Here is an 8,510-nt window from a genome sequence, read left to right on the forward strand (position 1 = left end):
CCGGTGCCGGCAGCCACGGCTTCCGGTGCCGGCACCGCCGGAGCAGGCGCCACCACCGGTGCCGGCGCGACAGCGACCGGCGCCGGTTCGGCCTTGGGTGCGGCCACCGGGGCGGGCTGGTCCGGCAACACACCGCGGATCATCGGTGCCTGCTTGGGCTTGACGTTCTTCTCGCGGCGCGTGATGCCGACGTCCTCGTCCGGCTCTTCCACCATCGAATAGCTCGATTGCAGGTTCTCCAGGCGCGGATCGTCGTGGCGCAAGCGCTCCAGCTTGTAGTTCGGCGTGTCGAGGTGCTTGTTGGGCACCAGCATCACCGTCACGCGCTGCTTCATCTCGATCTTGGTGATCTCGGGACGCTTCTCGTTCAGCAGGAAGCTGGCCACCTCGACCGGCACCTGGACGTGGACCGCCGCCGTGCCTTCCTTCATCGACTCTTCCTGGATGATGCGCAGCGTCTGCAGCGCGGAAGACTCGGTGTCGCGGATGTGGCCGGTGCCGTTGCAGCGCGGGCAGGTGATGTGGCTGCCTTCGCTCAGCGCCGGGCGCAGGCGCTGGCGGCTCATCTCCAGCAGGCCGAACTTGCTGATCGTCGAGAACTGCACGCGGGCGCGGTCGTAGCGCAGCGCGTCGCGCAGGCGGGTCTCGACCTCGCGGCGGTTCTTCGACTCTTCCATGTCGATGAAGTCCACCACCAGCAGACCGCCCAGGTCGCGCAGACGCGCCTGGCGGGCGATCTCGTCGGCGGCTTCGAGGTTGGTGCGGGTCGCAGTCTCCTCGATGTCGCCGCCGCGGGTGGCGCGGGCCGAGTTGACGTCGATCGACACCAGTGCTTCGGTGTGGTCGATCACGATGGCGCCGCCAGACGGCAGGTGCACCGTGCGGCTGAACGCGGTCTCGATCTGGTGCTCGATCTGGAAGCGGCTGAACAGCGGCGCGTCATCGCGGTAACGCTTCACGCGGTTCGCCGTCTCGGGCATGACGTGCAGCATGAACTGCTTGGCCTGCTCGTAGATGTCGTCGGTGTCGATCAGGATCTCGCCGATGTCCGAGGTGAAGTAGTCGCGAATCGCACGGATCACCAGCGACGATTCCTGGTAGATCAGGAACGCGCCCTTGCCGCCCCGGGACGCGTCGTCGATCGCGGTCCAGAGCTTGAGCATGTAGTTCAGGTCCCACTGCAGCTCGGGCGCGGTGCGTCCGATGCCGGCGGTGCGGGCGATCAGGCTCATGCCCTTGGGGTATTCGAGCTGTTCGAGGTTCTCTTTCAGTTCCTCGCGGTCCTCGCCCTCGATGCGGCGCGACACGCCACCGCCCCGCGGGTTGTTGGGCATCAGCACCAGATAGCGGCCAGCCAGCGAGACGAAGGTGGTCAGTGCGGCGCCCTTGTTGCCGCGCTCTTCCTTCTCGACCTGGACCAGCAGTTCCTGGCCTTCCTTGATGGCGTCCTGGATGCGCGCCGAGCGCACATCGGTGCCTTCGCGGAAGTAGCTGCGGGCGATTTCCTTGAACGGCAGGAAGCCGTGGCGGTCCTCGCCGTAGTCGACGAAACAGGCTTCCAGCGACGGCTCGACGCGCGTGACGACGGCCTTGTAGATGTTGCCCTTGCGCTGTTCGCGCCCTTCGATCTCGGTTTCGAAGTCGATCAGTTTCTGACCGTCAACGATGGCCAGGCGGCGCTCTTCGGGCTGCGTGGCGTTGATCAGCATGCGTTTCATGCGTGTCTCTCCTCATGAATCATTCGTCATGAGATGCACGAAACCGCGCCGCGGAGCCGGGAAGGAATCGCCCTGGACTGCGCGCAACGGACACCGGCAGATGCCGGCGACCTCAGCAGCGCAGCGTTGGCGCGTGCGTCGACCGGGATGCCGGGGCAGGAAACGCAGTGTCGCCGTGGTGCTGGCCTCCGGGCCGGCAGGGCACGGGTCCGCCATCCGACGCGCACGCTGAGGCGTGCGGCTCCGACCGGGGACAACAGTCACCAGGGGTCGGGTCGGGAAGCGGAAACTCGAAATCGTTCATGCGACGGCGTCTGTGGTCGGACGCGGGTGACAGCCCCTGTTCGGAAGCTGCCACCGGAAAACCTTGTGTCGGGGCTCTTTCAGCGTGGTCTCTTGCATGCTGCCGGCGCATCCGCACACGCACCTTGGGAGTGCACACCACGCGCCAGGCAACACGCTGCATCAGCGTCTGGACCCGGTCCGCACGCCCCACAGGGGCTGCACACCAGTCCGACCACCCTGCACCGGGGGCTGCTTCTCAGTGCCCGCTAAACTCAGGCAAATCAAACACTTACAGCGCAATCGTGGTCCAACGCATTATAGGGGCAAAGCCCAGCCGGTCCGGCTCCGGAAAAGCCGGCCCGAAACCGGTCACGCGCAAGGCTCCGGACGTGGAGGTACCACGTCCGCCGCGGCCCGTGGCACCGGTCGAAGCTGCCGCACCGCCGCAGGTCCGCCACCTGCTGGTCGATGAAGGCAGCACCGGCCAGCGGCTGGACAACTTCCTGCTGCGCGAACTCAAGGGCGCCCCCAAGACCCTCGTCTACCGCATCATCCGCAGCGGCGAGGTGCGCATCAACAAGGGACGCGCCAGCGCGGATTCCCGCGTCGAGGCCGGCGATGACGTGCGCGTGCCGCCGCTGCGGCTGAGCGAGCCCACCGTCTCGACCGCCCCGCCGCGCGAGTTCCCCATCCGCTTCGAGGACGAGCACCTGCTGGTGATCGACAAGCCGGCCGGTGTCGCCGTGCATGGCGGCTCGGGCGTGAGCCACGGCGTGATCGAGCAGCTGCGCCGGGCACGGCCGCAGGCGAAGTTCCTCGAACTGGTGCACCGGCTGGACCGCGAGACGTCGGGCCTGCTGCTGATCGCCAAGAAGCGCAGCGCGCTGACCGCACTGCAGGACCAGTTCCGCCAGCGCGAGACCGGCAAGACCTACGCCGCGCTGGTGATCGGCGCCTGGCCGGCGGCGTGCAAGGTGGTCGATGTGGCGCTGCACAAGTACCTGGATGCGGCGGGCGAGCGCCGCGTCCGCGCCGTCGAGGCGGACCATCCGGACGGCCGCCGCTCGGTCTCGCTGGTGCGCATCGCGCAGACCTATGCGGATTGCACGCTGCTCGACGTGACCATCAAGACCGGCCGCACGCACCAGATCCGCGTCCACCTGTTGAACGAAGGCCACGCCATCGTCGGCGACGACAAGTACGGCGACTTCGCACTCAACAAGGCGCTGGCCCGTGGCGACGCACCGGCCGCACCGGGCTGCCGCTTCGAGCGCATGTTCCTGCACGCCCGCCGGCTCGCCTTCGACCACCCCGCCACGGGCGAGCGCATCGAGCTGGAAGCGCCGCTTCCACCCGAATGCACGGCCCTGCTGTCCCACCTGCGCCCCGCCGCTGCCAAGACCACACCATGACCGACTCCACCGCCTTCCGCCCGCGCCAGTACGACCTCATCGTCTTCGACTGGGACGGCACGCTCTACGACTCGACCGCGCTGATCGTGCGCGCCATCCAGGCCGCGTGCCGGGATCTGGACGTGACCGTGCCCAGCGACGAGGCCGCGTCCTATGTCATCGGCCTCGGGCTGCAGGACGCGCTGATGCACGCCGTCCCCGGTCTGAGCCAGGACCGCTACCCCGAACTCGGTCGGCGCTACCGCCAGCACTATTTCAAGGGCCATGAGGAGGTCACGCTGTTCACGGGTGTGCCGGAGCTGCTGGCCGAACTGCGCCAGCGCCAGCACTGGCTGGCCGTGGCCACCGGCAAGAACCGGCAGGGGCTGAACGAGGCGCTGCGCCTGTCGGCACTCGCACCGCTGTTCGACGCCACCCGCACCGCCGACGAGACCCGCTCCAAGCCCCACCCGCAGATGCTGCACGAGCTGATGCGCGAGTTCGGCGTCGAGCCGGAGCGCACGCTGATGATCGGCGACACCACGCACGACCTGCAGCTCGCCGCCAATGCCGGGGCGCACAGCGTGGCCGTCACCTACGGCGCGCACGAACACGCGCCGCTGCGCGCGCTGGGGCCGCGGCATGTGGCGCACTCGGTGGCGGAGCTGCGCGCGTGGCTCGGGGCACACGCATGAGCGACCAGGCCAGCGCCATTCCCCTCTGCGCCTCCGCCGACCTCGCCGACGGCGGCCTCGCCCACGTCTTCGATCTGCTCGCACACGGCCAGCCAGCCCGCGGCTTCGTGCTGCGCCACGGCGGCCAGGTGGTCGGCTATCTCAACCAGTGCGCCCACGTGCCGGCCGAGATGGACTGGAAGGAAGGGCAGTTCCTCGACGACAGCGGCCAGTGGATCATCTGCTCGATCCACGGTGCGGTCTACGAGCCGGCCTCCGGCTACTGCGTGGGCGGGCCGTGCCGCGGCCGGTGGCTCAAACCGCTGCAGGTGGACGAGCGCGATGGACAGGTGTCTTGGTATCCTTCTGCCACCTTGACGCCGGCGTTCGGCGACTGAAGATTCCATGACCCAGCCAGACGACACACCCTCCGCCGCACCTGCTACCGCGCCCGTCACTCCGGTGGCACCCGCTGCCTCCCGCGGTGCCTTCGACCACGTGATGGAGCAGTTCGCCCGCGACTACCTGCGCGACCGGCGCAGCACGCGGCGCTGGAGCCTGTTCTTCCGGCTCGGCTGGCTGGGTCTGGGCCTGTTCGCAGCCTGGACGGTCTACAGCGAGAACCGGCATAACAGCACCCCGACCGGCCCGCACACCGCGCTGGTCGAACTGCGCGGCGAGATCGCCTCGGGCGGCGAATCCAGTGCCGAAGTGCTGCTGTCGGGTCTGAAGGACGCCTTCGAGGACGTCGGTGCCCAGGCCGTGGTGCTGCGCATCAACTCGCCCGGCGGCAGCCCGGTGCAGGCCGGCATCGTCTACGACGAGCTGCGCCGCCTGAAGGAAAAGCACCACAAGAAGGTCTACGCGGTGGTCGAGGAAAGCGCAGCCTCCGGCGCCTACTACATCGCCGTCGCGGCCGACGAGATCTACGTGGACAAGGCGTCCATCGTCGGCTCGATCGGCGTGCTGATGGATGGATTCGGCTTCGACGAGGTGATGAAGAAGGTCGGTGTCGAACGCCGTCTGCTGACCGCCGGCAGCAACAAGGGCATGCTCGACCCGTTCTCGCCGCTCAACGAGAAGCAGCGCGGCTACGCCCAGGCCATGCTCGACCAGATCCACCGCCAGTTCATCGACACGGTGAAAGAAGGCCGGGGCAAGCGCCTGAAGGAAACGCCGGACACCTTCTCCGGCCTGTTCTGGAGCGGCGAGGAGGCCGTCAAGATGGGGCTGGCCGATGGCATCGGCAACCTCGACTACGTCGCCCGCGAGGTGATCAAGGCCGAGGACATCATCGACTACACGACCAAGGAAAACGTCGCCGAGCGGCTGGCCAAGCGCTTCGGCGCTTCGCTGGGCGAAGGCGCCGTGCGGGCACTGCGGGCACTGCCGGCCGTGCACTGAGCACGCGTCCTGCTGCAGTCCTGATGCCATCCTGATGCCCGGCCTGCTACGTTGCAGGCATGGACACCACCACACCCCTGCGGCCACCGCGCCGCCGTCCGCCTGCGCTGCTGGTCATGGTCGCGGCGCTGTGCTGCCTGGCGCTGGCCTACGGTGCCGCCCGGACACTCGACCGCGTGGTCGATCTGGCCAACCTCGCGATGGTCTTCGTGCTGGCGAGCACGCTGGTGGCGTTCTGGCTGCCGGTCTGGGCGTCGGCGCTGTTCACGGTGGCGGGCGTGGGACTGTTCAACTGGGCCTTCGTGCCGCCGCGTGGCAGCTTCACCGTCGACGGACACCAGAACCTGCTGCTGCTCGGCACGCTGCTGGGGGTGTCGCTGTCGATCGGGCTGCTGATGGGCCGGCTGCGGCAGCAGGCCGCCCTGGCCCGGCAGCGCACCGCAGAAGCCCACCAGTTGCAGCACCTCGGCGATGCGCTGCGCGCGGCGGACGATCCGCGGACCATGGGCGCGGCGCTGCATGCCACGCTCCAGGCCATGTCGGACGACGGGGCTGCGCTGATGGTCCTGCAGGGCGAACGACCCGCACTGGACGACCCGACCGCGGCGTGGTGGTGGGGTGCCCCCGATGCCGACGAGACCCCCGGCCTCTGGCTGTGCCTGCGCGAGGGCCGCACCTTCGGCGCCGGCACCGGTCTGCACAGTGAACTGCCCGCGTGGTACCTGCCGGTGCGCGGCCCGCAATCGGACACCGGGACCGCCGCTACCTGGGGCGCCGCAGTGCTGCGGCTGGATCCGCACGGCGACACGTCCGACGGCCATGGCCACGCCCAGGCCCTGTGCGACCCGCTCGGCAGCGCCCTGCACCGCCACCACCTGACGCGCCGCACCGAACAGGCCCAGCGCGAAGCCCAGGCCCAGTCGCTGCGCAGTGCCCTGCTCGCGGCGATCTCGCACGATTTCCGCACGCCGCTGGCGTCGATCCTCGGCGCGGCCTCCGCGCTGGAGCGCCAGTCCGACCGCCTGCCCGAAGCGCGCCGCCAGGCGCTGCTGACCCAGATCCAGGACGAGACGCGGGCGCTGACCGCCATGGCCGACAACACGCTGCAACTGGTCCGGCTGGAGGCCGGGGAGGTCGAGTTGCGCCGCGACTGGGAGTCGCTGGAGGAGCTGGTCGGCGCGGTGCTGGCCCGCGTGCGGCGGCGTGATCCGCAGCGCCGCGTGCACGCGCGGCTGGCACCGGACCTGCCGCTGGTGCGGGTCGACGCGCTGCTGGTGACGCAGTTGCTGGAAAACCTGGTCGACAACGCGCTGAAGTACACCGACGGCCCGGTCGAACTGCTGGCGCGCCGCATCGAGCACGAGCTGCAGCTGGCCGTGCGCGACCGCGGCGCCGGCATCGCGCCCTCGGAGCGCGAGCGCCTCTTCCAGATGTTCCAGCGCGGCGCCGACACCGGCACGCGCCGCGGCACCGGGCTGGGGCTGGCCGTCTGCCGTGCCATTGCCGAAGCCCACGGCGGCGTGCTGCGGGTGCGCGCACGCGGGCATGGCGGCAGCAGCTTCGAGCTGCGCCTGCCGCTGCCGGACGCCCCGACCCTGGCCGAACCCGCTCCGGAGAGCACCCCATGATCCAGATCCTGCTGGTCGAGGACGACCGCGAACTGCGCCAGATGCTGGGCTCGGCGCTGGAGGTCGAGGGCCACCAGGTGCGCACCGCCGCCTCGGTGGCCGAGGCGCGGGCGCTGCTGCGGCATGCACCGGTGGATCTGGTGCTGCTCGACCTCGGTCTGCCCGATGGCGACGGCGATACGCTGCTGGCCGAGCTGCGCCAGCGCCGCAGCACGCCGGTGCTGGTGATCTCGGCACACCAGTCCGAGGTGCGCAAGATCAGCCTGCTCGATGCCGGCGCGGACGACTACCTGACCAAGCCCTTCAGCATCGGCGAGCTGCTGGCGCGCATGCGCGTCGCGCTGCGCCACCGCGGCACCACGCTCAGCCCGACCATCACGCACTACCGCGGCGGCGGGCTCGACGTCGATCTCGCCACCCACCGCGTCCACCTGCACGGCGAACCGCTGCACCTGACCCCGACCGAGTACAAGCTGCTCGCCCGTCTGGTGCGCAACACCGGCCAGGTGGTCACGCACCGCGCCCTGCTGGCCGATGTCTGGGGGCCGGAGTTCACCGAGCACACGCACTATCTGCGTCTCTACATGGCACAACTGCGCGCCAAGATCGAGCCCGAGCCCGCCGAGCCACGCCTGCTGCTGACGGAGCCGGGCGTGGGCTACCGGCTGGCAGACGGCTGAACACGCCCCCCGTGGCCTCCATATGCGTTCCTGATGCCTGGTGCGGCATAACCACCACACCGTCCCCGGACGCTCTCATGTCCACCATGCCTGCCATCACCTCGGCCTCTGACCACCCGTGCACCCCGTCCGCCGCATCGGCTGCACCAGCCAGCCGCCACCCGGCCTGGGCGGCGCTGACGCTGGGAGCCATCGGTGTCGTCTACGGTGACATCGGCACCAGCCCGCTCTACACCGTCAAGGAGGTGTTCAGCCCGGCCACCGGCATTCCGCTCGACACGCCACACCTGGTCGGTGCGGTCTCGGCGATCTTCTGGGCACTGATGCTGGTGGTGACGCTCAAGTACGTGGTGCTGATCCTGCGCGCCGACAACCGCGGCGAGGGTGGCATCATGGCGCTGACCGCCCTGGCTGCGCAGGCCACCGATGCCGGCCAGCATCCGGGCTGGCGCCGCGCCATCCTGCTCACCGGCGTGTTCGGCGCGACGCTGTTCTACGGCGATGCCGTCATCACGCCCGCCGTCTCGGTGCTGTCAGCGGTCGAAGGCCTGGAGGTCGCGACGCCGGCCTTCAAGCCCTTTGTCGTGCCCATCACCATCGGCGTGCTGGTTGGCCTGTTCCTGCTGCAGCGCCACGGCACCGGCGCTGTCGGCCGGGTGTTCGGCCCGGTGATCGTGGTGTGGTTCGTGCTGCTGGGCGGCATCGGCCTGGTGCACATCGCCCGCGAGCC

Annotated in this window: 8 protein-coding genes; 7 read left to right on the forward strand and 1 reads right to left on the reverse strand. The window is 69.6% G+C overall.

Features of this window, described 5'->3' with window-relative positions; all coding sequences use genetic code 11:
* A partial coding sequence (locus tag AB3X43_RS10070; RefSeq protein WP_369429712.1) for an Rne/Rng family ribonuclease occupies window positions 1–1,718 on the reverse strand: 1,718 nt, incomplete at its 3' end.
* A 701-nt stretch (window positions 1,719–2,419) separates the two neighbouring features.
* On the opposite strand from AB3X43_RS10070, the gene AB3X43_RS10075 reads away from it, so the two are divergent.
* From AB3X43_RS10075 to AB3X43_RS10105, 7 genes are all read left to right on the forward strand, one after another.
* Entirely contained in the window at window positions 2,420–3,415 is a 996-nt protein-coding gene (locus AB3X43_RS10075; protein WP_369429713.1) for an RluA family pseudouridine synthase, read from the forward strand.
* Window positions 3,412–4,089: an HAD family hydrolase gene (locus AB3X43_RS10080; protein WP_369429714.1), complete on the forward strand. Its 678-nt coding sequence runs from the start codon at window positions 3,412–3,414 to the stop codon at window positions 4,087–4,089. Before AB3X43_RS10075 ends, AB3X43_RS10080 begins: the two co-directional genes overlap by 4 nt.
* Window positions 4,086–4,466: a Rieske (2Fe-2S) protein gene (locus tag AB3X43_RS10085; RefSeq protein ID WP_369429715.1), complete on the forward strand. Its 381-nt coding sequence runs from the start codon at window positions 4,086–4,088 to the stop codon at window positions 4,464–4,466. Before AB3X43_RS10080 ends, AB3X43_RS10085 begins: the two co-directional genes overlap by 4 nt.
* Before the next feature lie 7 nt (window positions 4,467–4,473).
* Window positions 4,474–5,472: a S49 family peptidase gene (locus AB3X43_RS10090; protein ID WP_369429716.1), complete on the forward strand. Its 999-nt coding sequence runs from the start codon at window positions 4,474–4,476 to the stop codon at window positions 5,470–5,472.
* Between the two features lie 59 nt (window positions 5,473–5,531).
* Entirely contained in the window at window positions 5,532–7,100 is a 1,569-nt protein-coding gene (locus AB3X43_RS10095) for an ATP-binding protein (RefSeq protein ID WP_369429717.1), read from the forward strand.
* Window positions 7,097–7,780, forward strand: coding sequence for a response regulator (locus AB3X43_RS10100; protein WP_369429718.1), 684 nt, complete (start codon window positions 7,097–7,099; stop codon window positions 7,778–7,780). The genes AB3X43_RS10095 and AB3X43_RS10100 overlap by 4 nt, the downstream gene beginning before the upstream one ends.
* 86 nt (window positions 7,781–7,866) lie before the next feature.
* On the forward strand, window positions 7,867–8,510 hold a 644-nt coding region (locus AB3X43_RS10105), incomplete at its 3' end, for a KUP/HAK/KT family potassium transporter (protein WP_473965108.1).

Source organism: Sphaerotilus sp. (assembly GCF_041083715.1).
In the GTDB taxonomy this organism is placed as follows: Bacteria; Pseudomonadota; Gammaproteobacteria; order Burkholderiales; family Burkholderiaceae_C; genus Sphaerotilus.

What these genes read in the sequence shown, in the direction of transcription:
- AB3X43_RS10095 (WP_369429717.1), top strand. Translation starts at nt 5,532, where the DNA reads ATGGACACCACCACACCCCTGCGGCCACCGCGCCGCCGTCCGCCTGCG.
- AB3X43_RS10085 (WP_369429715.1), top strand. Translation starts at nt 4,086, where the DNA reads ATGAGCGACCAGGCCAGCGCCATTCCCCTCTGCGCCTCCGCCGACCTC.
- AB3X43_RS10100 (WP_369429718.1), top strand. Translation starts at nt 7,097, where the DNA reads ATGATCCAGATCCTGCTGGTCGAGGACGACCGCGAACTGCGCCAGATG.
- AB3X43_RS10080 (WP_369429714.1), top strand. Translation starts at nt 3,412, where the DNA reads ATGACCGACTCCACCGCCTTCCGCCCGCGCCAGTACGACCTCATCGTC.
- AB3X43_RS10090 (WP_369429716.1), top strand. Translation starts at nt 4,474, where the DNA reads ATGACCCAGCCAGACGACACACCCTCCGCCGCACCTGCTACCGCGCCC.